The 23,128-nt window shown below is 72.5% G+C and carries 21 protein-coding genes and 1 riboswitch; of the genes, 13 read left to right on the forward strand and 8 right to left on the reverse strand.

Annotation, left to right across the window (positions count from 1 at the left end):
• Window positions 1-322: 322 nt before the first annotated feature.
• Window positions 323-1,696, reverse strand: a complete 1,374-nt coding sequence (locus OO62_RS14960; RefSeq protein WP_033267877.1) for a uracil-xanthine permease family protein — start codon at window positions 1,694-1,696, stop codon at window positions 323-325.
• 214 nt (window positions 1,697-1,910) lie between these two features.
• On the opposite strand from OO62_RS14960, the gene OO62_RS14965 reads away from it, so the two are divergent.
• Window positions 1,911-2,414 (forward strand): acyl-CoA thioesterase, encoded by a 504-nt coding sequence (locus OO62_RS14965; protein WP_033267878.1) that lies wholly within the window; start codon window positions 1,911-1,913, stop codon window positions 2,412-2,414.
• A gap of 60 nt (window positions 2,415-2,474) precedes the next feature.
• Here OO62_RS14965 and OO62_RS14970 read toward each other — a convergent pair whose 3' ends face one another.
• On the reverse strand, window positions 2,475-3,707 hold the full coding sequence (locus tag OO62_RS14970; protein ID WP_033267879.1) for an MFS transporter: 1,233 nt from the start codon (window positions 3,705-3,707) through the stop codon (window positions 2,475-2,477).
• 69 nt (window positions 3,708-3,776) lie between these two features.
• Between OO62_RS14970 and OO62_RS14975 the strand changes: the two genes are divergently transcribed.
• Window positions 3,777-5,009, forward strand: a complete 1,233-nt coding sequence (locus OO62_RS14975; protein ID WP_051733200.1) for an ROK family transcriptional regulator — start codon at window positions 3,777-3,779, stop codon at window positions 5,007-5,009.
• 7 nt (window positions 5,010-5,016) lie between these two features.
• Here the strand turns inward: OO62_RS14975 and OO62_RS14980 are convergent, their stop codons facing one another.
• Complete coding sequence (locus OO62_RS14980; protein ID WP_033267880.1) at window positions 5,017-5,796, reverse strand: SDR family oxidoreductase; 780 nt, start codon at window positions 5,794-5,796, stop codon at window positions 5,017-5,019.
• Window positions 5,797-5,996: 200 nt separating this feature from the next.
• Window positions 5,997-6,127, forward strand: a riboswitch (FMN riboswitch).
• Window positions 6,128-6,262: 135 nt separating this feature from the next.
• Between OO62_RS14980 and ribD the strand changes: the two genes are divergently transcribed.
• From ribD to OO62_RS15030, 10 genes are all read left to right on the forward strand, one after another.
• Window positions 6,263-7,408, forward strand: coding sequence for a bifunctional diaminohydroxyphosphoribosylaminopyrimidine deaminase/5-amino-6-(5-phosphoribosylamino)uracil reductase RibD (ribD, locus tag OO62_RS14985; RefSeq protein WP_051733203.1), 1,146 nt, complete (start codon window positions 6,263-6,265; stop codon window positions 7,406-7,408).
• Window position 7,409: 1 nt separating this feature from the next.
• Entirely contained in the window at window positions 7,410-8,045 is a 636-nt protein-coding gene (locus tag OO62_RS14990; protein ID WP_033267881.1) for a riboflavin synthase, read from the forward strand.
• Window positions 8,042-8,698, forward strand: a complete 657-nt coding sequence (locus OO62_RS14995; RefSeq protein ID WP_033267882.1) for a nicotinamide mononucleotide transporter family protein — start codon at window positions 8,042-8,044, stop codon at window positions 8,696-8,698. The genes OO62_RS14990 and OO62_RS14995 overlap by 4 nt, the downstream gene beginning before the upstream one ends.
• Complete coding sequence (locus OO62_RS15000) at window positions 8,695-10,011, forward strand: bifunctional 3,4-dihydroxy-2-butanone-4-phosphate synthase/GTP cyclohydrolase II (protein WP_033267883.1); 1,317 nt, start codon at window positions 8,695-8,697, stop codon at window positions 10,009-10,011. The genes OO62_RS14995 and OO62_RS15000 overlap by 4 nt, the downstream gene beginning before the upstream one ends.
• 48 nt (window positions 10,012-10,059) lie before the next feature.
• Window positions 10,060-10,545, forward strand: coding sequence for a 6,7-dimethyl-8-ribityllumazine synthase (ribH, locus tag OO62_RS15005; RefSeq protein WP_033267884.1), 486 nt, complete (start codon window positions 10,060-10,062; stop codon window positions 10,543-10,545).
• A gap of 59 nt (window positions 10,546-10,604) precedes the next feature.
• Window positions 10,605-10,877 carry a phosphoribosyl-ATP diphosphatase gene (locus OO62_RS15010; protein ID WP_030412067.1) on the forward strand — a complete coding sequence of 91 codons (273 nt, stop codon included), beginning with the start codon at window positions 10,605-10,607 and terminating at the stop codon, window positions 10,875-10,877.
• A gap of 51 nt (window positions 10,878-10,928) precedes the next feature.
• Entirely contained in the window at window positions 10,929-11,777 is an 849-nt protein-coding gene (gene hisG / locus OO62_RS15015; RefSeq protein ID WP_033267885.1) for an ATP phosphoribosyltransferase, read from the forward strand.
• Window positions 11,778-11,823: 46 nt separating this feature from the next.
• Window positions 11,824-12,288 carry a PH domain-containing protein gene (locus OO62_RS15020; protein ID WP_033267886.1) on the forward strand — a complete coding sequence of 155 codons (465 nt, stop codon included), beginning with the start codon at window positions 11,824-11,826 and terminating at the stop codon, window positions 12,286-12,288.
• A 175-nt stretch (window positions 12,289-12,463) separates the two neighbouring features.
• Window positions 12,464-13,822 carry a hemolysin family protein gene (locus tag OO62_RS15025; protein WP_033267887.1) on the forward strand — a complete coding sequence of 453 codons (1,359 nt, stop codon included), beginning with the start codon at window positions 12,464-12,466 and terminating at the stop codon, window positions 13,820-13,822.
• Complete coding sequence (locus tag OO62_RS15030) at window positions 13,819-14,907, forward strand: hemolysin family protein (protein ID WP_033267888.1); 1,089 nt, start codon at window positions 13,819-13,821, stop codon at window positions 14,905-14,907. Before OO62_RS15025 ends, OO62_RS15030 begins: the two co-directional genes overlap by 4 nt.
• A 39-nt stretch (window positions 14,908-14,946) precedes the next feature.
• On the opposite strand, the gene OO62_RS15035 is transcribed toward OO62_RS15030, so the two are convergent.
• Window positions 14,947-16,845: an AAA family ATPase gene (locus OO62_RS15035; RefSeq protein ID WP_033267889.1), complete on the reverse strand. Its 1,899-nt coding sequence runs from the start codon at window positions 16,843-16,845 to the stop codon at window positions 14,947-14,949.
• Window positions 16,846-17,320: 475 nt separating this feature from the next.
• Entirely contained in the window at window positions 17,321-17,905 is a 585-nt protein-coding gene (locus tag OO62_RS15040; protein ID WP_033267890.1) for a uridine kinase family protein, read from the reverse strand.
• Between the two features lie 191 nt (window positions 17,906-18,096).
• On the opposite strand from OO62_RS15040, the gene OO62_RS15045 reads away from it, so the two are divergent.
• Window positions 18,097-19,503: a peptidase C39 family protein gene (locus OO62_RS15045; protein ID WP_033267891.1), complete on the forward strand. Its 1,407-nt coding sequence runs from the start codon at window positions 18,097-18,099 to the stop codon at window positions 19,501-19,503.
• Between the two features lie 127 nt (window positions 19,504-19,630).
• Here OO62_RS15045 and OO62_RS15050 read toward each other — a convergent pair whose 3' ends face one another.
• From OO62_RS15050 to OO62_RS38935, 3 genes are all read right to left on the reverse strand, one after another.
• Entirely contained in the window at window positions 19,631-21,166 is a 1,536-nt protein-coding gene (locus OO62_RS15050) for an amino acid permease (protein ID WP_033267892.1), read from the reverse strand.
• A 72-nt stretch (window positions 21,167-21,238) separates the two neighbouring features.
• A complete protein-coding gene (locus OO62_RS15055; protein ID WP_228332404.1) occupies window positions 21,239-22,180 on the reverse strand; it encodes a hypothetical protein in 942 nt (313 codons plus the stop codon).
• 645 nt (window positions 22,181-22,825) lie between these two features.
• Window positions 22,826-23,029, reverse strand: coding sequence for a hypothetical protein (locus OO62_RS38935; RefSeq protein ID WP_033267893.1), 204 nt, complete (start codon window positions 23,027-23,029; stop codon window positions 22,826-22,828).
• Window positions 23,030-23,128: the final 99 nt, after the last annotated feature.

Genomic DNA, 23,128 nt, shown 5'->3' on the forward strand with positions numbered 1-23,128 from the left:
GGAGGCCGGGCCTGTCCCGAGAGGCCCGGCCGCACGCGATGCCCCGCTCGTGGGCATCGTGCGCTGTTGCCGGGTGGCGGCCCGCGGCGCTCGGCCGAAAGGCCCGGGTGCCCCTTCGACCGGTCCACGGATTACTTCTCCGGGACGCCGGAAACTCTTCGGCTTTCCTTGACGGATCTCCTGCGCGTCATGATTTCTGCTGCCGCACCCACCGGAAATCCGGCGCCTTCCCCGCGGGCAAAACCCGTGCGGGAAGACGGCCACGGAAGCTCCCGGTGCGCGGGGCCGCGTCGTCCGACCGGGGCGAAGCCCGTGCCCTCGCTCAGTCCTCGTCGTACGAGGAGGTGCCCTCGTCCAGCAGCGGCGGCTGGGGCTTGAGGTGGGCGGGGGCCATGGCGCGCAGCGCGTGGTAGCCGGTGAGGACCACGATCGTGCCCAGCGCGATCCCGCTCAGTTCGAAGTTGTCGCTGATGTGCAGGCTGACACCGCCGACGCCGATGATGATGCCGGCGGCGACCGGCACGAGGTTGAGCGGATTGCGCAGATCCACCTTGTTGTGCACCCAGATCTGGGCGCCCAGCAGGCCGATCATGCCGTAGAGGATGACGGTGATACCGCCCAGCACGCCGCCGGGGATCGCCGCCACCACCGCGCCGAACTTCGGGCACAGGCCGAACAGCAGGGCGAAGCCGGCCGCCGCCCAGTAGGCCGCGGTGGAGTAGACCCGGGTCGCCGCCATCACGCCGATGTTCTCGGAGTAGGTGGTGTTGGGCGGGCCGCCGAGCGCGGTGGAGAGCACCGAGGCGGCGCCGTCCGCGGAGATCGCGGTGCCGAGCTGGTCGTCCAGCGGGTCCCCGGTCATCTCGCCGACCGCCTTGACGTGTCCGGCGTTCTCCGCGACCAGCGCGATCACCACCGGCAGCGCGACCAGGATCGCCGACCACTGGAAGCTCGGGCCGTGGAAGTGCGGCAGGCCGATCCAGTCCGCCTTGCCGACCGCGGAGAAGTCCAGCCGCCAGTGATCGGTGACCTTCCCCGCGCCGTTCACGGAGTGGATCATCCCGAAGAGCCGGTCGAAGACGAAGGAGACGAGGTACCCGAAGACCAGTCCCAGGAAGATCGCGATACGGGACCAGAAGCCGCGCAGGCAGACCACCGCGAATCCGGTGCACAGCATGGTCAGCAACGCCACCCACTGGTCCTGCGGCCAGTACGTGCTCGCCGTCACGGGCGCCAGGTTGAAGCCGATCAGCATCACCACCGCGCCGGTGACCACCGGCGGCATGGCGGCATGGATGATCCGCGCCCCGAACCGCTGGACCGCCAGGCCGACGAGGAACAGCGCGATCCCGACCACCAGCACCGCGCCGGTCACCGTCGCGCTGGTCCCGCCCTGCGCCCGGATGACCGCGGCCACCCCGACGAACGACAGCGAACAGCCGAGGTACGACGGCACCCGGCCGCGGGTGGCCAGCAGGAAGATGACGGTGGCGACACCGGACATCATGATCGCGAGGTTGGGGTCGAGCCCCATCAGCACCGGAGCGACGAAGCTCGCGCCGAACATGGCGACGACGTGCTGCGCGCCCAGTCCCACCGTGCGCGGCCACGAGAGCCGCTCATCCGGTCTGACCACGGCTCCGGGGGCCGGATTGCGCCCGTCTCCATGAACGGTCCAGCGGACGCCCAGGCCCATGACTGCTCCACTTCTCCACGCGGTGATGACCGGGCAATGTTAGAGCGGCGTAAGTCCACTTCATCCCGGTATTGCACGGTCTGAGGTTGCTATGGCCTCGGTCACTGCCGCCCGTCGCGGGCGGTGGCCGCACCGGCCCGCCGGGCAAAGCATTCTAAGCAGCCGCTTACTATTGCTCCGGCAAGCGCACCGAGAACCCCAGGAGCAACACCCCGTGAGCGTCGAACCCCTCCAGACCACCGGCCCCGTCCCCTACGGCCAACTGGTCCCCGTCACCGTCCACTTCGACGACCTCGACGCACTCGGCATGCTCCACAACTCCCGCTACCCGCTGCTCGTCGAGCGCGCCTGGGCCGAGTACTGGCACGGCCGGGGCTTCGGCTTCGACGGCGACTGGGCCGCCGCGGGCGACATGTGCAACGTCATCAAGGAGATGCGGGTCTCCTACGAGCGCTCCGTCACCAGCCCCGGCCGCTACGCCGCCCACCTGTGGGTGGAGCGCCTCGGCCGCACCGGCCTGACCTACGGCTTCCGGCTCTGCTCGGCCGACGGCACCGAGACCTACGCGCACGGCCACCGGGTCCTGGTCCGCGTCGACGCGGGAACGCTGCGCCCCACCCCGTGGTCGGACCGGGCCCGCGCGATCGCGACGGAGCTGCTCCGCCCCGCGGCCGATGGGACGGACGCGGCTGACACGACGGGCGCGGAGGCCGCCTGAGGCACGGCCCGGCGGGCGGCAGCCGAGGCGAGCCCCGCGCCGCCGTTGGTGCCGTCCGGCTCAGGACCGCTCCAGGTCGCCGGCCGCCGCCGGCGCGCCGGACGCGGTCCGGGCCGGGACGCGCAGCACCCCGGCGCCCCCGACCAGCCCGCACGCCAGCGCGGTGACCAGCGCGAACGACACCGTCAGCGACGTCGCCTGGGCGATGCCGCCGATCGCGGACGGGGCGATCAGCCCGGAGGTGTAGGTGATCGTGGCGACGCCCGCGATCGCCTGGCTGGGGGCCGGGCCGCTGCGCCCGGCCGCCGCGAACGCCAGCGGGACCACCACCGCGATCCCGAGACCCATCAGGCCGAACCCGGCCATCGCGGCCGCGGGGTGCCGCGCGAGGACGACCAGCAGCCCGCCGGCTGCTGCCAGCGCCCCGCCGGCCCGTACGGTGCGCATCGCGCCGAAGCGTGCCACCACCTTGTCGCCGGCCAGCCGCGCGGCGGCCATCGTGCAGGCGAAGGCGGTGGTCGACGCGGCCGCCAGGCCCGGGTCGGTGCCCAGCCGGTCACGGAGGTAGACCGCGGACCAGTCCAGACCGGCGCCCTCGGCGAACACCGCGCAGAACCCGACGGCCCCGATGACCAGCGCCGACCTGGGCGGCAACGCGAAGCGCGGGGGCGGGTGCTCCTCGGGCGCGCTGCGCAGGTCCAGCACGCCCCGGCAGGCGAGCGCGCCGAGCAGGGTCAGGACGAGGGCCGCTCCCGCCAGATGGAGCCGGGCGTCCCAGTCGGCGTGTGCGGCGACGGTGCCGGCCGCCGAGCCCAGCAGCGCGCCCACGCTCCACATGCCGTGCAGCCCCGACATGATCGGCCGGCCCAGCCGGTCCTCGGTCTCCACCCCCAGCGCGTTCATCGCGACGTCCGCCGTGCCGGAGGCCGCGCCGTACACCAGCAGCGCCGGGCACAGCGTGTACAGGCCGGGGGAGAGGGCGGGCAGGACCAGCGACAGGGTCCACAGGGCGAGCAGTCCGCGCAGCGCGGCGCGGGCGCCGAAGCGGTGGCTGATCCGGCCGGCGAGCGGCATCGCCAGGGAGGCGCCGATCGCCGGGAAGGCCAGGGCCAGTCCGAGCTGACCGGGGGAGAGGGCGGTGTGGTCCTGGATCCAGGGGATGCGGGTGGCGAAGTTGCCGGTGACCGAGCCGTGGATCAGGAAGACCGCGGCCACGGCCCAACGGGCGCGGCGCAGGTCGCTGCGGGGGAGGGAGGTGGGGGTGACGTCACGGGGGACGCCGTTGCCGGCCATGGGTGAAAAACTATCAGGAACCCTGCCTGATAATAAGAGTTCGGGCCTGCGGGGTGACAGAATCCCGCCATGCACCCACCGCGCGCGGCGACCGCCGGCCGTACCGCCTCCCCGGCCACCGCACGACTGATCAACGATCGCCTCGCCCTGCAACTCCTGCAGTCCGACGGTCCCCTGACGGCTGGTCAGCTCAAGGCGATGACCGGACTGTCCCGGCCGACCGTCGCGGACCTCGTCGAGCGCCTCCAGGAGGCCGGACTGATCGCCGTGGTCGGCGAGAGCGGCGCCCAGCGGCGCGGACCCAACGCCCGGCTCTACGGCATCGTCGCCGACCGCGCCCACCTCGTCGGCCTCGATCTGCGCGCGCGCAGCGTCACCGTCGCGGTCGCCGACCTCCTGGGCCGGGTGCGCGCCGAACGCACCGCCCCCGTCGCCCCGGGCGACGCCCCCGACACTGCCGTCGCCACCGCGCTCGCCACGGTGGACACGGCCCTCGCCGCGGCGGGCGCCGACCGTCCGCACACCGTCGCGGTCGGTGCCCCCGGCCTGGTCGACCCGGCCACCGGACGGCTCGGCGGCACCGACTGGATCCCCACCTGGCACGCCGCCGTCGTCGCCGAGCTGCGGGCCCGGACGGCCGTACCGGTCCTGCTGGAGAACGAGGTCAACCTCGCCGCCCTCGCCGAGCAGCGCGAGGGGGCGGCCCGTGACCACGACACCTTCGTGCTGCTCTGGCTCGGCCACGGCACCGGCGCCGCCGTCGTCCTGGACGGCACCCTGCGCCGGGGCGCCTCCGGCGGCGCCGGCGAGATCGGCTTCCTGCCGGTCCCCGGCACCGGCGCGCTGCCCTCCGCGACCGGCTGCGACGGCGGCTTCCACTCCCTCGCCGGCTCCGCCGCGATCGCCGCCCTCGCGGCGGAACACGGCATCGAGCCCCCGCCGGGCGGCGCGCCCGGTGAGGGCGCCCTCGCCGACGCCCCACCCGCCGAGGCCCTCCTCCGTGCCGCGCTGGCCGCCGAGGACACCGGCGCCGCCTTCCTCGACGCGCTGGCCGCACGGATCGCCCTGGGCGCGGCGGCGGTCTGCGCGGTGCTCGACCCCGGCTGCGTGGTCCTTGGCGGCGAGATCGGCCGAGCCGGCGGCGAGGCGCTCGCCGGCCGGGTCGCGGACCGGCTCGCCCGGCTCTCCCCGCTGCGCACCGCCGTACGGGCGGGCACCGTCGGCGGCCGGGCGGTACTGCGCGGCGCGGTGCTCGCCGCCCGCGACGCCGCGCAGAACGAGCTGTTCACCCCGGCCGGCTGAGCGCCCGTCACCCCCGGCGCCGGCCGCCCACCCGCTCCGCGAGGAACTCGGCGTAGGTCCGCCGCCCGTCGGCGTGCTCCGGCGTGAGGTTCCCGCCGCGGCGCAGGGCCGCCGCGCCCGCCCCCGGCAGCCACAGCGGCGCCAGCAGCCGGCGCCGCCCACCCGCCTCCAGCGTCGCGCGGACGAGCTCCCGGGCCCCGAGCACCTCGGGGCCGCCCATGTCCGTGACCCGCCCGGCCGGCTCGCCGACCGCCAACTCCGCCAGCCGGTCCGCCACTTCGCGCACCTCGACCGGCTGCACCCGGACGCCCGTCGGCACCGGCACCACCGGCGACCGGGCGCCCGCCTTGATCACGCGGAGCACCAGATCGTGGAACTGCGTCGTCCGCAGCATCGTCCAGCCGATGCCGGACTCCTCGATCAGCCGCTCCACGGCGAGCTTGGTCCGGTAGTAGCCGATCGGCACCCGGTCCACGCCGACGATCGAGATGTACACCAGGTGCGGCACGCCCGCCGCCCTGGCCGCCTCGATGAGGTGCCCGGCCGCCTCCGCGTCGCCGCCGGAGGGTGTCGAGGCGCAGTGCACGATCGCGTCCACCCCCGCCAGCGCCTCGGGCAGGCCGGTGGCGTCCTGCAGGTCGACGGCGTGCGACCGCAGCCGGGGCCGGTCGGTGCCGGTGTGCGGACGCCGGCTCAGCGAGTGGACGTCGTGGCCGTCGTCGAGCAGCCGGTCGATCAGGGGCCGCCCGAGCGTGCCCGTGCCGCCGGTCACCAGGATTGTCGCCATCACGGATCATTCCTTGAGGTGGATGCGTATCTGGAGGGGGCACACGCCCCTGGGGCGCTGTCCCGTTCCCGATATGACGGATCACCCGGCCCGTCCGTGACATCGCGCCGCGCCGGAAGCTGTGAGGCAGCCCACAGCGCTTCGCCCGCATGGGCCACGATCGGCCGTGGCAGACTGAAGCTGTACTGACATAAAAGCAGCAGCGCACTCCGGGGTCGGTGTAATTCCGAACCGGCGGTAACAGTCCGCGACCCGTCCGCAGCCAGCGGCCGGTTGAGCAGGTGAAATTCCTGCACCGACGGTGAAAGTCCGGATGGGAGGCAGTGCGCGGCGGGCGAGCTTCGGTACACCGCCGTCGGCGGCGCGTCCGGTTCTTTTGTTTCCGGGCGACTCCTCCTTCGTGCTCGGTGTTCCCGTTGTGTCGTTTCCGCTTCTGTCGTCCAGACAGCCCCGGAGTCCGTGCCCGATGAGGCAGGAGGACCCGGTGGCCACCGCAGCCCCCGTCGAGACCGTGGCGATGCGCCGAGCCATCGAGCTCGCCGCGCGCGGCCTCGGGCACACCAGCCCCAACCCCGTGGTCGGCTGCGTCGTCCTGGACGCCGAGGGCCGTACGGCCGGCGAAGGCTGGCACGAACGGGCCGGCGGGCCGCACGCCGAGGTCCACGCGCTGCGCGCCGCGGGTGAGCGGGCCCGGGGCGGCACCGCCGTGCTCACCCTCGAACCCTGCAACCACACCGGCCGCACCGGTCCCTGCGCCCGGGCGCTGATCGACGCCGGCGTGGCCCGCGTGGTCTACGCCGTCTCCGACCCCACCCCGACCGCCACCGGCGGCGCCGTCACCCTGGCCGCGGCCGGCATCGACGTCGAGGGCGGCCTGCTCGCCGACGAGGCGGCGGCCGGCAACGAAGCCTGGCTGACCTCCGTGCTCCGCGGCCGGCCCTTCGTGCTGTGGAAGTACGCCGCCACCCTCGACGGCCGGATCGCCGCCGCCGACGGCACCAGCCGCTGGATCTCCTCGCCCGAATCGCGCGCCGACGTGCACCGGCTGCGGGCCGCCGCGGACGCCGTGATCGTCGGCTCCGGCACCGCACGCGCCGACGACCCGCAGCTCGGCGCCCGGATCAGCGGGCTGTCCGACGACGAGATCAGCCAGCCGCTGCGGGTCGTCGTCGACTCCGGCGCCACCGCCGTGAAGGCCGGTGCCCGCGTCCTGGACGGCACCGCCCCCACCCTCATCGCGGTCGCCGAGGACGCCGACGCCGCCCACCTCGAAGGGCTCGCCCCGCTCGTACGGCTGCCGCGCGCCGCCGACCGGCGCGGCCTGCACATCCCCGCCCTCCTCCAGGCGCTCCACCAGCGCGACGTGCGCTCCGTCCTGCTCGAAGGCGGCCCCACGCTCGCCGGTGCGTTCCTCGCCGCCCAGGCCGTCGACAAGGTCGTCGGCTATCTCGCGCCGGTGCTGCTCGGCGCCGGACCGGCCGCCGTCGGCGACGCCGGAATCACCACCATCGCCCAGGCGTTGCGGCTGGACGTGACCGACACCGCACGGCTCGGCCCCGACCTGCGCATCACCGCCACGCCCCTCCGTCCCGCCCTCCACGAGGAGAACTGAAGTGTTCACCGGAATCGTCGAAGAACTGGGTGAGGTCGTCGCCATCGAGGACCTCGGTGACGCCGCTCGCTTCCGCCTGCGCGGCCCCGTCGTCACCGAGGACGCCAAGCACGGCGACTCGATCGCCGTCAACGGTGTCTGTCTGACGGTCGTGGACACCGCCGACGGGGAGTTCACCGCCGACGTGATGGCCGAGACACTGAACCGCTCCAGCCTGGGCGCGGTGACCCCCGGCTCGCGGGTCAACCTGGAGCGCCCCATGGCGCTCGGCGGACGGCTCGGCGGGCACCTCGTCCAGGGCCACGTCGACGGCACCGGCACCGTCGTCGAGCGCACCCCCGCAGAGCACTGGGAACTCGTCAAGGTCGCGCTGCCGGCCGCGCTGTCCCGCTACGTCGTCGAGAAGGGCTCCATCACCGTCGACGGCGTCAGCCTCACCGTCGTCGAAGCCGGCGACGACTACTTCACCATCAGCCTCATCCCCACCACCCTCGCCCTGACCACCCTGGGCATCAAGAAGGCGGGCGACCCCGTCAACCTCGAGGTCGACGTCCTCGCCAAGTACGTCGAGCGGCTCCTCGGCCGCGGCTCCGCCGACCTCAAGGACCTCGACGACATCAAGGAGATGGACCGGTGAGCGTCCTCGACCCGCTGAACGGCGTGGCCTTCACGGCCTTCGGACAGCACGTCATCTGGTCGGACATGATCGGCAACACCGTCGGTCTGGCCGCCCTGGCCCTCGGCTGGCGACGATCCATATGGACCTGGCCCGCCCAGTTCCTCTCCGGCGTCATCCTCGTCGCGGCCTACGCCTCCGCCCACCTCAGCGGCGGCGTCGGCAAGCAACTCCTCGTCATCGGCGTGGCGTTGTGGGGCTGGCGGCAGTGGCAGCGCGGCCGCCGGCAGGCCCAGGACGGCTCGATCGCCGTACGCTTCGCCGGCCGGCGCGAGCGCGCCCTGCTGCTCGCCGGCACCGCCCTCGGCACCGCCGCGGTCGGCGGCCTGTTCACCCTCGTCCCGCAGCTGTCCTGGAACCCCTGGCCGGACGCCTACATCTTCGTCGGCACGCTCGCCGCGATGGTCGCCCAGGCCCGCGGCCTGGTCGAGTTCTGGTTCGCCTGGCTGCTGGTCGACGTGGTCGGCGTGCCGCTCGCCTTCAGCAGCGGCCTCGTCTTCTCCGGCTTCGTCTACGTCGTCTATCTCGCCCTCGTCGTGTGGGGCATGCGCGACTGGTGGCTGCGCTCGCGCGCCGCCGCCGACCGCACCGTCCTGGAAGGAGCAGCGGCATGACCGCCCTCAAGAGCTGGTACGACACGGACGGTGACTCCCTCGTCCTCGACCCCGTCGAGCAGGCCGTCGCCGACATCGCAGCGGGCCGCCCCGTGGTCGTCGTGGACGACGAGAACCGCGAGAACGAGGGCGATCTCGTCATCGCCGCGGAGAAGGCCACCCCCGAGATCGTCGCCTTCATGATGAGCGAGTGCCGCGGACTGATCTGCGCCCCCATGGAGGGCCCGGAGCTGGACCGGCTGGAGCTCCCGCAGATGGTCGAGCACAACACCGAGTCGATGCGGACCGCCTTCACGGTCTCCGTCGACGCCACCGCCGCCCACGGCGTCAGCACCGGCATCTCCGCCGCCGACCGCGCCACCACCCTGCGGCTGCTCGCCGCCGGCGAGTCCGGCCCCGGCGACTTCGTCCGGCCCGGCCACATCTTCCCGCTGCGCGCCCGGCCGGGCGGCGTACTGGTCCGCAACGGCCACACCGAGGCCGGCGTCGACCTCGCCCGGCTCGCCGGACTGCGGCCGGCCGCCGCCATCGTGGAGATCGCCGGCGAGGACGGCACGATGCTGCGACTGCCCGAGCTGGTCCCGTTCGCCCGCAAGCACGGCCTGTCGATCATCTCCATCGAGGACCTGATCGCCTACCGGCAGTCGTCCGAGCCCACCGTCCGCCGCGAGGCCGCCACCCGGCTGCCCACCGCGCACGGCGAGTTCACCGCGTACGGCTACCGTTCCGCCGTCGACGGCGTGGAACACATCGCGCTGGTCGCCGGCGACCTCGGCGACGGCGAGGACGTCCTGGTCAGGGTCCACTCCGAATGCCTGACCGGCGACATCTTCCACTCGCTGCGCTGCGACTGCGGCCCCCAGCTGGAGGCATCGCTCCAGCGGATCTCCGAGGCCGGCCGCGGCGTGGTGATCTACCTCCGCGGCCACGAGGGGCGCGGCATCGGGCTGCTGTCCAAGCTGCGCGCCTACGAACTCCAGGAGCGCGGCCGCGACACCCTCGACGCCAACCTGGAACTGGGGCTGCCCGCCGACTCCCGCGACTACGCCGCGGGCGCGCAGATGCTCCAGGACCTGGGCGTGCGCTCGCTGCGCCTGATGACCAACAACCCCGAGAAGACCGCCGCCCTGGTGCGGCACGGCCTCACGGTCTCCGGCCGCGAGCCGATGCCCGTCAAGGCCGGTGAGCACAATCTGCGGTACCTGCGCACCAAGCGGGACCGCATGGGCCACGACCTGCCCTGGCTCGACCCCGGCGCGGGCACCGATTCCCGGACTCCCCCGGGCGTCGCGACCACCTGCGACAACCAGTAACCCCAGACGTCACCACCAACCGGCACCATCACCCGAACGAGGAGAACCGTGAGCGGCAAGGGCGCACCCGAACTGACCGTGAAGAACTGTGGCGACCTGCGGGTGGCCGTCATCGCCGCGCAGTGGCACGACAAGGTCATGGACGGCCTGGTCGACGGCGCGCTGCGGGCGCTGACCGAGCTGGGCATCGACGAGCCGACGCTGCTGCGGGTGCCCGGCACCTTCGAGCTGCCCGTCGTCGCCAAGGTCCTGGCCGGCCGCGGCTACGACGCGGTGGTCGCGCTCGGCGTGGTGATCAGGGGCGGCACGCCGCACTTCGACTACGTCTGCCAGGGGGTCACCCAGGGCCTGACGCAGGTGGCGGTCGACACCGGCGTCCCCGTCGGCTTCGGCGTACTGACCTGTGACAACGAGGAGCAGGCGCTGGACCGGGCCGGCCTGGAGGGCTCCACCGAGGACAAGGGCCACGAAGCGGTCACCGCCGCCGTCGCCACCGCCGCGACCCTGCGCACGGTCTCCGAGCCCTGGCGCTGAGCCCACCATTCGAGCCGCTGCGCCGAGCGGTAACGCAACCGCGTAGGGTAGTCACCATCATGTCCAAGAAGACGTTCGAGGAGCTCTTCGCCGAGCTCCAGCAGAAGGCCGCCACCGGCGACCCCGCCACCTCCCGTACCGCCGAGCTGGTGCAGGCCGGTGTCCATACGATCGGCAAGAAGGTCGTCGAGGAGGCCGCCGAGGTCTGGATGGCCGCCGAGTACGAATCCCATGAGGCGGCCGCCGAGGAGATCTCGCAGCTCCTCTACCACCTCCAGGTCATGATGGTCGCCAAGGGCATCTCCCTCGACGACGTCTACGCCCACCTCTGATCACCCCCGCCTTCACCCCAACACCTCTCAGCTGCAAAGGAACTCGCTCTCATGCTGCGCATCGCTGTCCCCAACAAGGGTTCACTGTCCGAGCCTGCGTCGGCGATGCTGCATGAGGCCGGCTACCGCCAGCGCAAGGACCGCAGGGAACTGGTCCTGGTCGACGCCGAGAACGAGGTCGAGTTCTTCTTCCTCCGCCCGCGCGACATCGCGGTCTACGTCGGCTCCGGCAAGCTCGACATCGGCATCACCGGCCGTGACCTGCTGCTGGACTCCGGCTCGCCGGCCGAGGAGATCATGCAGCTGGGCTTCGCCGGCTCGACGTTCCGCTACGCCACCCGCCCCGGCACCGCCAAGGACGTCACCGAGTTCGGCGGCATGACCATCGCCACCTCGTTCTCCGGCCTGGTCACCCAGCACCTCGCCGACAACGGCGTGGACGCCTCGGTGGTCCACCTCGACGGAGCGGTGGAGACCGCCATCCAGCTCGGTGTCGCCGAGATCATCGCGGACGTGGTCGAGACCGGCACCACCCTGCGCAACGCCGGCCTGGAGATCATCGGCGAGCCGATCCTCAAGTCCGAGGCCGTGGTCATCCGCGGCACCGGCGCGCCGGACGACGACCCGAAGGTCCGCCAGTTCCTCCGCCGTATGCAGGGCGTCCTGGTGGCCCGCCGGTACGTGATGATGGACTACGACATCCGCGTCGAGCACGTGGAGAAGGCCGTCGCCCTCACGCCGGGCCTGGAGTCGCCGACCGTCTCCCCGCTGCACCACGAGGGCTGGGTCGCGGTCCGCTCGATGGTCCCGTCCAAGGACGCCCAGCGCATCATGGACGAGCTCTACGACCTCGGCGCCCGCGCGATCCTGACCACCGGCATCCACGCCTGCCGGCTCTGACCGCGCCGCACCGCCCCACCCCTCCCCACGACGGAAGACCGACGACGTGTCCTCGGCATCCCCCGCCCCGCTCCCCGGCCTCCCGGTGACGTTCCGGCCGACCCGCACCCGGGTCGTCCTGTACGCCGTCGGCCTCGCCCAGCTCGCCGCCCTCACGGCGATCGCGCTGGCGCTGCCGGCGCTGACCGGCGGCGAACGGATCAGCTTCATCGTCACCGGACTGCTGGTGGGCGCCGTCCTCCTGCTGCTCAGCCGCCCCAGGGTGGTCGCACGGCAGGAGGGCGTCACGGTCGTCAACCTCACCACCAGGCGGGAGCTGGCCTGGGCGCAGATCGTCCGGGTCAACCTCCGGCAGGGTGACCCGTGGGTCCACCTCGACCTCGCCGACGGAACCAGCCTGCCCGCCATGGGCATCCAGCCCGGCATCGCCAGGGAACAGGCCCTCCGCGACGCCCGGGCACTGCGCGACCTCACCGACAAGCATGGTGCGCTCCACCACACGGCCGGATGAGCCTGCCCTTATCCGGGCCCTCCTGTTTACTCTGTTTCCCGGGGCGCGTGCCCGCGCCCTGCCCCTCTGTGGGCCCACCGCGACCCGAGGAGTGACTCCCTCCGGCAATGGACGGATCGTCCTGTAGTACCTGCGCCGCCCCTCCCCAACCCCCGCACACCACGGAGGCGGCGGCATGACCGGCCCCCTGCTGCTGCTCGCGGCAGCCCTCGTGCTGATCCTCGCCAACGGCTTCTTCGTCGCCGCCGAGTTCGGACTCGTCACCGTCGAGAAGGCGGACGCCGAACGGGCCGCGGCGGACGGCGACCGCCGCGCCCGCACCGTCGTCTCCGCGCTGCGGGAACTCTCCTTCCAGCTGTCGGGCACCCAACTCGGCATCACGATCACCTCCTTGGTGGTCGGCATGCTCGCCGAGCCGGCGCTCGCCGAACTGCTGGCCGGCCCGCTGCTGGCGACCGGCCTGCCCAAGGGCGCGGTCCCCGGCATCGCCGTCGTCCTCGGCATGCTGCTGGCCTCCGCCGTCCAGATGGTCGTCGGCGAGCTGGTGCCGAAGAACTGGGCGGTCTCCAAGCCGCTGCAGGTCGCCAGCCTCGTCGCCGGCCCGCAGCAGGCGTTCTCCCGCTTCTTCCGCCCGGTGATCACCCTGCTGAACACCGTCGCCAACCGACTGGTCCGCGCCCTGGGCGTGGAGCCGACCGACGAGCTGGCCTCCGCCCGCACGCCCGGCGAATTGGTCTCGCTCGCCCGGCACTCCGCCCGGGCCGGCGCCATCGAACAGGACACCGCCGACCTCTTCGTGCGCACCCTGTCGCTGGGCGACCTGACCGCGGAGAACGTCATGACACCGCGGGTGCGGGTCAGCGCCCTCCAGTCGACCGCGACCGCTGAGGACGTGGTGAACCTGACCCGCGCCACCGGCCTGTCCCGGTTCCCCGTCTACCACGCCCGCCTCGACGAGGTCGTCGGCATGGTGCACCTGAAGGACGCCCTGGCAGTGCCCGCGGACGACCGGCTGCGCACCCCCGTGGGGCGGATCGCGATGGCGCCGCTGCTGGTGCCGGAGACGCTGCCGGTGCAGCCGCTGCTGGAGCGGCTGCGCAGCGAACAGCCGATCGCGGTGGTCGTCGACGAGTACGGCGGCACGGCCGGCGTGGTCACGCTGGAGGACATCATCGAGGAACTCGTCGGCGAGGTCCGCGACGAGCACGACGGCGTGGATCTGCCCGAATTGGGACAGGCTCCGCCCGAGGAGGGCCGTCCCGCCTGGGACGCCGACGGCGGCTGCCGGGTGGACACCCTGCGCAAGATCGGCCTGGACGCCCCGGAAGGACCGTACGAGACGGTGGCAGGACTGGTGGCACACATACTCGGCCGGATCCCGGCCCCCGGCGACACCGCGGAACTCGACGGCTGGCGGCTGCGGGTGCGGCTGGTGTCCCACCACCGCGCCGAGCGGATAAGGCTCGTCCGGACGGCACCGGCCCCGTCGGCCGCCCGGGAGCCCGCCGCGGTGGGCGCGGAGGTCGCCCGATGACGCTGGTCCAGCTGCTCTTCGCGATACTCCTCGTGCTCGCCAACGGCTTCTTCGTCGGTGCCGAGTTCGCCCTGGTCTCGGTCCGCCGCTCGCAGATCGAGCCGCTGGCGACCGAGGGCTCCTCCCGGGCCCGGCGGGTGCTGCACGGTCTGGAGAACCTCCCGCAGATGATGGCCGCCGCCCAGTTCGGCATCACCGTCTGCTCGCTGACCCTCGGCGCGGTCGCCGAACCGACCGTCGCCCACCTGCTGGAACCGCTCTTCGAGGCGGTCCACCTGCCCGCCGCACTGGTCCACCCGCTCGGCTACGTGCTCGCCCTGGCGCTGGTGGTCTTCCTGCACCTCGTCATCGGCGAGATGGTCCCCAAGAACCTGGCGATGGCGGCGCCCGAGAAGACCGCCCTGTGGTTCAGCCCGGGCCTGGTCGCCTTCGCCCGGCTGTGCCGCCCGGTCACGGCCCTCCTCGGGGCCTGTGCCCGCGGGGTGCTGCGGCTCTTCCACGTCGAGCCGAAGGACGAGGTCGAGGCGGTCTTCACCAGCGAACAGCTGACCCACCTCGTCGAGGACTCCGGCCAGGCGGGCCTGCTCGAACCGGCCGAGCAGGAGCGTCTCTCGGACGCCCTGGAACTCGGCAGCCGCCCCGTCACCGACGTCCTCCTCGGCCCGGCGGCGCTGATCACCGTCGACCCGGCGGTGACGCCCCGCCAGGTGGAGGAGCTGACCGTACGGACCGGCTACTCCCGCTTCCCGGTGTGCGCGCCGGGCGGCGCGTACATGGGCTATCTGCACGTCAAGGACGTCCTCGACCTGGAGGAACGGGACCGTGCGGTGCCGCAGCGCATCTGGCACGCGATGACCACGCTGCGCGCCGAGCTGCCCCTGGACGACGCGCTGACCGCGATGCGCCGGGCCGCCTCCCACCTCGCGGCGGTGGCCGACGCCGGCGGGCGGGTGCTGGGGCTGGTGGCCCTGGAGGACGTGCTGGAGATGCTCGTCGGCGAGGTCCGCGACCCCGCGCACCGGCGGACACCGGAGCCCCGCGGTGAGACGGTGCTGCCGGCCGAGGACCGGGCGATGGCGGGCTGACCGGGTCCCCGCACGGTACGGCGGGGCCGCGGGACGCGCCTACAGGGGCGGCCGCGGCCCCTGCGGGTCCGGCCCGCGGCCCGACAGCACCTCCCCGTACGCCTGCATCAGGTCGGGCAACCGCAGCGTCGCGAGGTCGTCGCGGGTCGGCGTGCCGCGCCATGTGGAGAGCCGCAGATCGCGGTAGGCGCAGCTCTTCTCGTAGAGGGTGCGCAGGAAGCGGCCGTTGCCGAGTTCGTCGATCCAGCCCTGGTCGACGACGTGGCCGCTGATGCTGCACAGTTCGTCGCGGGACTCCTCGTCCCAGCGGTCACCGTTCTCGGCGGCCAGCACCTCGCCGATCGCGGTCAGCTCCAGCGGCCGGTAGCTGGGGAAGTCGACCCGGGTGGTGAAGCGGGAGGACAGCCCGGGGTTCGCGGCCAGCAGGCGGTCCATGCCCTCCGGGTAGCCCGCCAGGATCACCACCAGCCGGTCGCGGTTGTCCTCGGCGCGCTTGAGCAGCACCTGAAGTGCCTCGTCGCCGTAGGCGTCGCCCTTGCTGTAGCCCGAGTTGGACAGGCTGTACGCCTCGTCGACGAAGAGCACCCCGCCCAGCGCCGAGTCGATGAGCTCATTGGCCTTCACCGCGGTCTGGCCGAGGAACTCGCCGACCAGGTCCGCGCGTTGGGCCTCCACGAGATGGTCGCCGCCGAGCAGCCCCAGCGCGTAGAAGACCCGGCCCAATATGCGGGCCACGGTCGTCTTGCCGGTGCCGGACGGGCCGGAGAAGACGAAGTGCCGCTTCGGCGGCTGCACCGGCAGCCCCTGGCTCGCCCGCAGCCGCGCCATCCGCAACTGCGCCGACAGCGCCCGCACCTGCCGCTTGACCGGTTCCATGCCGACCATCCGCTCCAGCTCGGCCAGCGCCTTCTCCAGCAGCACCGGATCGGCGGGCCCGGCGGGCAGCCGCTCGGCGTGCCGCGGGCCGGGCGCCGCCGCCTTGACCCGGGCGGCCGCGTCGGCCCCGGCCGGCACGGGGCCGCCCCGCTCGCCCTCCGGCCCCTCCGCCTCGCCGGTCGCCAGCAGCTCACGGCCGTCGACCGGATCGAGCGGCGCCAGCGGATCGAGGTCGCCGCCCGCTTCCTGGCCCAGGCCGGCGGCGGAGACCGTGGCGAGGTCGGTGCCCTCGTCCAGGCCGTCGGCCTCGGCGATCGCGGCGAGCCGCGCGGCGGTGTCCATGAAGGCCGGATCGACGCGGTGCACCGCCCGGTAGAGGGGGAGTGCGGCGGCGCTGCGGCCGGTGCCCTCGCGGGCGCGGGCGAGCCAGTAGCGCAGCTCCTTGCGCTGCGGCTGCTCGCTGCGGCAGCGCATCAGCGCGGCGGACAGCAGCGGTTCGGCCTGCCCGTACATCTCCAGCCGCACCCGCGCCATCCCGCCGAACAGCCCGGCCTCGATGCCCAGCACCGGATCGCCGAGCAGCGGCTCGGTGTGCCGTACGAGCTGGTCCCAGTCCTTGACGAGATAGGCCCGGCAGGCGTGCAGGAAGCGGACCTGCGGGTCGGTGTCCACCGGCGGGCAGCCGGCCAGCGCCTGGTCCAGCTCGGCGACGTGCCGGCCGTCGAGCCAGTGGGAGGCGTGGGCGAGCAGCAGGTCGCGGGGGGTTTCCAGCACCGGCTGCACCCACCAGCCCAGCCAGTACCAGGAGTTGAGGGTGCGTCGGTGGCGGGCGCGCATCTCGCCGAAGCGGTCGCGGTGCCGGTGCATCCGCAGCAGGGCGATGGAGGTGTCGGCGCGCAGCGCGTGCAGTCCGAGCCAGGCGTCGGCCATCGACGGATCGAGCCCTACCGCGGCCCGGAACTCCTCCTCCGCCTGCGGGTACGCGCCCACCGTGTAGGCGTCGACCGCGCGCAGCCAGGCGAGCTCGGCCGGGGCGGGCGAACCCTGAGTTCCGAATTCCATCCGTCCCCCCACAAAACGTCCCCCGTGTGTGCCGCCGGGCACGTACCGGCCGCGACACCGAACCGGCGTACGAAGGACGGAAGTTGCCCCTTCCGCGCACACGTCGGTCCCGTGGCCTGCGGTGGCACGGACTCGCATCGTACCTGCGGGATCGGTGCAGGCCGTAGAGGGCGGTGCGGGGCAAGGGCGGACGACTTGGCGCGGGGCGGCGGCGCGAAGAGTGCGGTGACCCAGGGTGAGGAAGGGGTGGCGCGCGGCGGCCGGCGAGAGGTGGTTTTACACAGAACGAAGCCCCCGATCACGGGGGAACAACCGGGGGCTTCGCGTCTGCGGGCGGTCCAATGAACCGCACATTGAGAACGTAAGTCCTGTACGCCCCCCAGGTCAAGCCGAGTTGGCGCAGTCGGCGGGACCCTGTCGACGTGTCCGGGGGAGCCCGCCGGAGCCCGTTACGGAGCGTGAAATGAAGGGCCGTTCATGGGGCCGCGGACGGTCCCACGCGTACCTCGTACCCCAACTGACCCTGGTACACCAGAAAATCGGCGTAGGGGCGCGAAGGATCAGCCGAGAAGTGCGCTCGCTCCGCCGGAATCCAGCCACTCCAGAACGCGGAAAGGCCCGGCCCGTCCCGGAGTTGACCCCTTTCCCAGGAATGCTCGCTCGCCAGTTCCATCCACAACAGGCACGCCAGATGTGGCCGCAGTGCCCGCCGGCCGGTGCCGACACCCTCGACGAGTACCACCGGCGCGGGCGCCAGCGCGCGCTCCTCGGCGAACTCCCCGCGCACCCAGTCGTAGACCCCGTACCGCGCGGTCCCGCCCCGGGACAGCGGCTTCAGCACCTGCTCGCGGAACCGCTCGCTCCAGGCGAAGAGCTCCTCATGGGTGGCGAGGTCGTCGGTGTGCACCACCGGGGCGTCGCCGAGCGCGGCGGCCAGCTGTCCGGCGAAGGTGCTCTTCCCCGACCCCGCGTGCCCGTCCACCGCGATCAGCCGCACCGGTCCGCACGAGGGCGGCAGGGCGCGCAGCCGGGCGGCCAGCGGAGCCAGATCAGCGTTCATCGCGCCAGCGTACGTCGCCGGTCCACGCCGCCGGCCATGCCAGTGGTGTGGACCAATATTTGTGCGGCGACGCGCGCCGCACCGCCTTCCGAAGCAGGTCCCGAGGGGCAATAGTTGAGCCACTGCTGATCCGTCCGTGCCCGCGCGACCGCTGCTACCCGATCGCACGCATCCGACTGGGGGACCACCACATGACCAGTTCCGCGCCCCGGCGCACCGTCCTGGCCGCCGCGCTCGCCGCCGCGGCGGGCGTCGCCACCCCCCTGGCCCAGGCCGCCGACGCACCCCGCCGATCCGCCGCGGGCGGGGCCGCCCCGGCCTCCGCCACCACCCCGGACACCGCCGCGCGCCGAACGAAGAGCCTCGTGGACTATCACGCCTGGACCTCCGCAGACGACTGGAACAAGGGGACCGGACGGGGCACCCGGGTGCAGCACGGCTCCCGCCCCGGCCTGCAGCTCGCCCGCCCCGCAGGCACCGCCGACTACCAGGACCCGCACACCGGCCGGACCGCCGCCTGGGAGTACGCCACCTGGACCTCGCCGGTCCACACCCCCGCCGTACCCGCCACCGAGGTCGTCGCCTCCTGGAACACGCACACCCCGCCCGGCACCTGGATCACCGTGGAACTCGGCGGCAGCTACTCCGACGGCAGCCGCACCCCCTGGTACGTCATGGGCCGCTGGACCGCGGGCGACGGCGACGGCGACATCCGGCGCACCTCCGTCGACGGCCAGAAGGACGGCCGGAGCAGCATCTCCACCGACACCTTCGCCATCGACGCCCCCGCGAGCGGCCTCCGCCTCGCCTCGTACACCCTGCGCCTGACCCTGCACCGCAAGCCCGGCAGCACGCTCACCCCCACCGTCTGGCGGCTGGGCGCGATGGCCTCCGACATCCCCGACCGCTTCGAGGTGCCCGCCTCCCGGCCCGGGCAGGTCGGCCGGGAACTGGTCGTGCCGCGGTACTCGCAGGAGATCCACAAGGGTCAGTACCCGGAGTACGACAACGGCGGCGAGGCGTGGTGCAGCCCCACCTCGTCCCAGATGATCATCGAGTACTGGGGCCGCAAGCCCACCCAGCAGGAGCTCTCCTGGGTCAACCCCGACTACGCCGACCCCCAGGTCTGTCACGCCGCCCGCCGCACCTTCGACTACCAGTACGACGGCTGCGGCAACTGGCCCTTCAACGCGGCCTACGCGGCCACCTACCGCGACCTCCAGGCCGTCGTCACCCGCCTCGCCTCCCTCAACGACGCCGAACGCCTCATCCACGCCGGCATCCCCGTCATCACCTCCCAGTCCTTCCTCAAGACCGAACTGGACGGCGCCGGCTACGGCACCGCCGGCCACCTGATGACGGTCATCGGCTTCACCCGCGAGGGCGACGTCATCGCCAACGACCCGGCCTCCGCCGACGACAAGGCGGTCCGCCGCGTCTACCGGCGACGGGAGTTCGAGAACATCTGGCTCCGCACCAAGCGCAAGAACGCCGACGGCAAGGTCGTCGGCGGCAGCGGCGGCGTGTGCTACCTCTACTTCCCGGCCAAGCCCTCACCGACCCAGCGGCGGGCACTGGCGGAGGTGGGCGTTCGCTGAGAGTGGTGGATCCGGTGGCTCGCTGATGCTGTGGGCGTGGCGACGGCCCGCCGCCCGGTCCGAGGGTGGAGCAGGATCCTGGGACGGGCGGCGGGCCGTTGGGCGGTGGGGACGGGTGGGGAGGGGGCTAGTGGGAAGGTGAGGCGGCTCGGCCCGGGGCTGAGGTGGGCGAGGGGGTGTTGCGCGGGTGGTGCGGATTGAGGAACCACTTGCGGGCGGAGACCAGCCACCAGATTCCGGCGAAGAGCAGCACCACACCCACGGTGACGGGCGCGTAGTTGAACGTCTCGATGGTCACCGGGCTCAGCTGGGGGAGCATGAACAGAACGGTGATGATCACGACCCAGCTGACCGCGATCACGCCCACGGGCTTGGACCAGCGTCCCAGGTGCCAGGGGCCGCGCTTGAAGTTCTCGCCCTGGCGCAGCCGCAGCAGGGTGGGCACGACGTACGCGATGTAGAGGCCGATCGTCGCGATGGACGTGACGGCGGCGTACGCGGTCGTGTTGAACAGGTACGGCAGGCCGAGGAGGAAGGCACCGCCGGCGGCGAGCCACACCGCGTTGGTCGGGGTGCGGGTCCCCGGGTGGAGCTTGTGCCAGACGGAGGAGAACGGCAGCGCCCCGTCGCGGGAGAAGGCGTAGATCATGCGGGAGTTGGCGGTCACGGAAGCCATCCCGCAGAACAGCTGGGCGCCGATGATGACGAGCAGCATCAGCTTGCCGGTGCTCGCCCCGAGCGCGTCCATGAAGATCTGCGCCGGCGGCACACCGGTGCCCGACTCCAGGGCCCCGGTGTAGGACTGGATGGCGAAGGTCAGGCCGAAGAGCAGCACGAAGCCGGCGGCCCAGGAGACGACGATCGAGCGGACGATGCCCTTCGGTCCCTCGACCGAGGCGTTCTTGGTCTCCTCCGTCATGTGGGCGGACGCGTCGTAGCCGGTGAAGGTGTACTGCGCCATCAGCAGACCGATGAGCGCGACGTAGACCGAGGATCCCCAGCCGGTGTTGTTGACGAACTCGGTGAACACGAAACCGGGGGACTGGTGCTTGGCGGGGATCACCAGCAGGGCGCCGACGATCACGACCACGCCGATCAGGTGCCACCACACCGAGACGGTGTTGAAGAAGCCGACGACGCGCACGCGGAAGGTGTTCACCACGGCGTGCAGCAGGAGGATCACGCCGAAGAGCGTCATCGTGTGGCCGGGGGTGGCGGCGTAGCCGAACTGAAGGTTCAGGTAGGCGTTGAGGAACGACGCGGCGCCGAAGTCGATGCCCGCGGTGACGGCCACCTGGCCGAGCGTGTTGAACCAGCCGGTGAACCAGGCCCAGGCCGGCGCGGACTTCTGCGGGGCGAGCTTGTGCGCCCAGAAGTAGAGGCCGGCGGAGGTCGGGTAGGAGGAGCAGACCTCGGCCATGGCCAGGCCGACGAACAGGGTCATCAGGCCGACGAGGACCCAGCCCCACATGATCAGGGCCGGCCCGCCGGTGTTCATGCCGAACCCGTACATGGTCAGGCAGCCGGACAGAATGCTGATGATCGTGAAGGAGACGGCGAAGTTCTGCCGCCCGGACATCGAGCGGTCCAACGTCTGCGTGATGCCGAGTTCGGCGAGGCGTTCCTCCTCCGTCTGCGTGACGCTTGGAATGTCCAATGGCATGGTCGGACCCTTTTCTGTTGATTGCGCGGTGAGTTGCGGAACAACATCGGTCTGCCCGGCCCCGGGCCGGCCCTACGGTGCGGACGCCTCGACCGCCCACTTCCGATGACGGGTGAAGAGCTGTTGAGCGTCTCCGCAGTAGCTCCACGGCACATCCGTGGCGTACGGGCCGATGGCGTCGAACACCTCGGCCGCCGCCCGGTGCTGGTTCGCGAAGGACAGCGCGTGCGCCAGGTAATTGGCGTCGTCATGGAAGGCGGCGTGCGGCCTGGAAGGGGCCCGGTATCGCCACCAGCTCTCCCATGCCTGGTGGGACGACGGGTTGTCCGTCCACGGATGGACGGTCAGGCCGTACCGGTGGCCTTCCTTCTTCATCCGCTGGCGGTGCGTCTCGGCGAGCGCGACCAGCGGCAAGGTGTGCAGCGGCATGCCGCGCGGGACATGGGCGCACCGTTCCTGCGACCAGTGGAACATCTCGCCCGCCACGCCGTGCCAGTCGGGGAACATGTAGGTGAGCATCTCGTGGTGCGCCTCCCTGTTCCACGGGTCGCGCGACTCGACCTCGTGCCACACCCGCTGCACCGTCTCCCGCCACTGCCGGTCGCGGTCGGGGGAGTGGTAGCGGAGCAGGGCGAGCATGACGACGTACGGCGTCGGATCGGCCGGCAGGGCCTCACCGGCGGCATGGCAGCTCTCCCACGCCTGTTCCATCTCCGTGCCGCTGCCCTGCCCTCGTGGGCCGGCCATCGAGCGCAGGGCCTGGACGGTGGCGAGGAGGGCGAGGGCGTGCGGAGACCGCGGTTCGGCCTGTGCCCAGGTGTCGGCGAAGGTGAGCCGCGCCCCGGTGCGGGCGAGCACCTGGAGGCGGAAGATGCGGCGGTCCCAGTCGGCGCCGGTCGCGGCCAGCAGTTCGCGTGCGCCTTCCCATCTGCCCATCGCGGCGTCCTCCAGCACCGCGCGCAACCGGGTGTCGTCCCGTGCCGGGTGCCGGTCGAATACTGGTCGGCGTCTCACGGCTGTCCCGTCACAGTTCTCTCGGACGCGGCGAGCAGTTCCTCACCGTGCGCAAGGGGGGTATCAACAGGCACTTTCCGGCCTCCGGGTGGCGTCCGCCGCGCGGGCCCGGCAACGACGGGCGGGACGGAGATGTCGCGCGGAGCGGTGGTGCACCGGCCCCGCGCCGCTGAGGAGACGGCTGCCGGGACTCCGGTGGGGTCCGGGGGCGGTGGTGCCGTCTCGTGCACAGGCGACAGCCCGACTCGTCCTTGAGGGGCAATCACCGGAATCTCCTGTACGTGGGGATACATGAGGTGCGCAAGTGGACTATCAACTTCGGTCAGGAAGTGCCCACTTGAGAAGAAAGACTATTCACTGACGCACGTCGGCGCACATTGCTTTGGTGATAAAGCTCATGCGAAATGCCTGCCTGGCAGGCGTGTTGGGGATCCGTGCACTCCCAGGGGGAACCTCGGTTGAGTCCAACCAGCCCTGGGGCCCGCCGAGTTGACGCCTGTTGGGCGTTGCTCGCGTCGACGAGGGAGGCGCTCGGGGCCACCTGCGCGGGGCCGGGCCGGGCGGCATGCGAAGAACGGTGGGTCTCCGGCGTAAAGGGAGGAAACCCTCTTACCTCTCGAAGGAGGTGAGGGGGGCGACCTTGTGTCAGAACGCGACGTGCGCGCCGGGAAGGGCGGCTCCGAAGAGGCCGTGGAAGCCGCGCAGAGTGAGGCCGGCGTCCCTGCCGCAGAGGTGGGTCGATCCGGTCGTGGCGGGGCCGGTAGCGGTACCGCGGGCGATCCATACGCAGCCGTCGGCGTTCTCGTACGGGACCGTCGGCCCGAGTCCGGGTGGGGCGCGGGCGCGCACGACCCGGGACGCCTCCCGTTTCGCGGAACCTGGCACGCGGTCGCGGCGGGTGACTTCCCGCCGGTAACCCCTTGGGGCGTCTGGATGCGTGTAGGAGGC

The sequence above is a fragment of the Streptomyces lydicus genome, from assembly GCF_000717345.1.
Classification (GTDB): Bacteria; Actinomycetota; Actinomycetes; order Streptomycetales; family Streptomycetaceae; genus Streptomyces; species Streptomyces lydicus.

Bases quoted from the DNA above. Each gene is read 5' to 3' on its own strand.
- OO62_RS14960 (WP_033267877.1), bottom strand. From the start codon at position 1,696: ATGGGCCTGGGCGTCCGCTGGACCGTTCATGGAGACGGGCGCAATCCG.
- OO62_RS14970 (WP_033267879.1), bottom strand. From the start codon at position 3,707: ATGGCCGGCAACGGCGTCCCCCGTGACGTCACCCCCACCTCCCTCCCC.
- OO62_RS14975 (WP_051733200.1), top strand. From the start codon at position 3,777: ATGCACCCACCGCGCGCGGCGACCGCCGGCCGTACCGCCTCCCCGGCC.
- OO62_RS14980 (WP_033267880.1), bottom strand. From the start codon at position 5,796: ATGGCGACAATCCTGGTGACCGGCGGCACGGGCACGCTCGGGCGGCCC.
- ribD (WP_051733203.1), top strand. From the start codon at position 6,263: ATGAGGCAGGAGGACCCGGTGGCCACCGCAGCCCCCGTCGAGACCGTG.
- OO62_RS15000 (WP_033267883.1), top strand. From the start codon at position 8,695: ATGACCGCCCTCAAGAGCTGGTACGACACGGACGGTGACTCCCTCGTC.
- OO62_RS15010 (WP_030412067.1), top strand. From the start codon at position 10,605: ATGTCCAAGAAGACGTTCGAGGAGCTCTTCGCCGAGCTCCAGCAGAAG.
- hisG (WP_033267885.1), top strand. From the start codon at position 10,929: ATGCTGCGCATCGCTGTCCCCAACAAGGGTTCACTGTCCGAGCCTGCG.
- OO62_RS15025 (WP_033267887.1), top strand. From the start codon at position 12,464: ATGACCGGCCCCCTGCTGCTGCTCGCGGCAGCCCTCGTGCTGATCCTC.
- OO62_RS15030 (WP_033267888.1), top strand. From the start codon at position 13,819: ATGACGCTGGTCCAGCTGCTCTTCGCGATACTCCTCGTGCTCGCCAAC.
- OO62_RS15035 (WP_033267889.1), bottom strand. From the start codon at position 16,845: ATGGAATTCGGAACTCAGGGTTCGCCCGCCCCGGCCGAGCTCGCCTGG.
- OO62_RS15040 (WP_033267890.1), bottom strand. From the start codon at position 17,905: ATGAACGCTGATCTGGCTCCGCTGGCCGCCCGGCTGCGCGCCCTGCCG.
- OO62_RS15045 (WP_033267891.1), top strand. From the start codon at position 18,097: ATGACCAGTTCCGCGCCCCGGCGCACCGTCCTGGCCGCCGCGCTCGCC.
- OO62_RS15050 (WP_033267892.1), bottom strand. From the start codon at position 21,166: ATGCCATTGGACATTCCAAGCGTCACGCAGACGGAGGAGGAACGCCTC.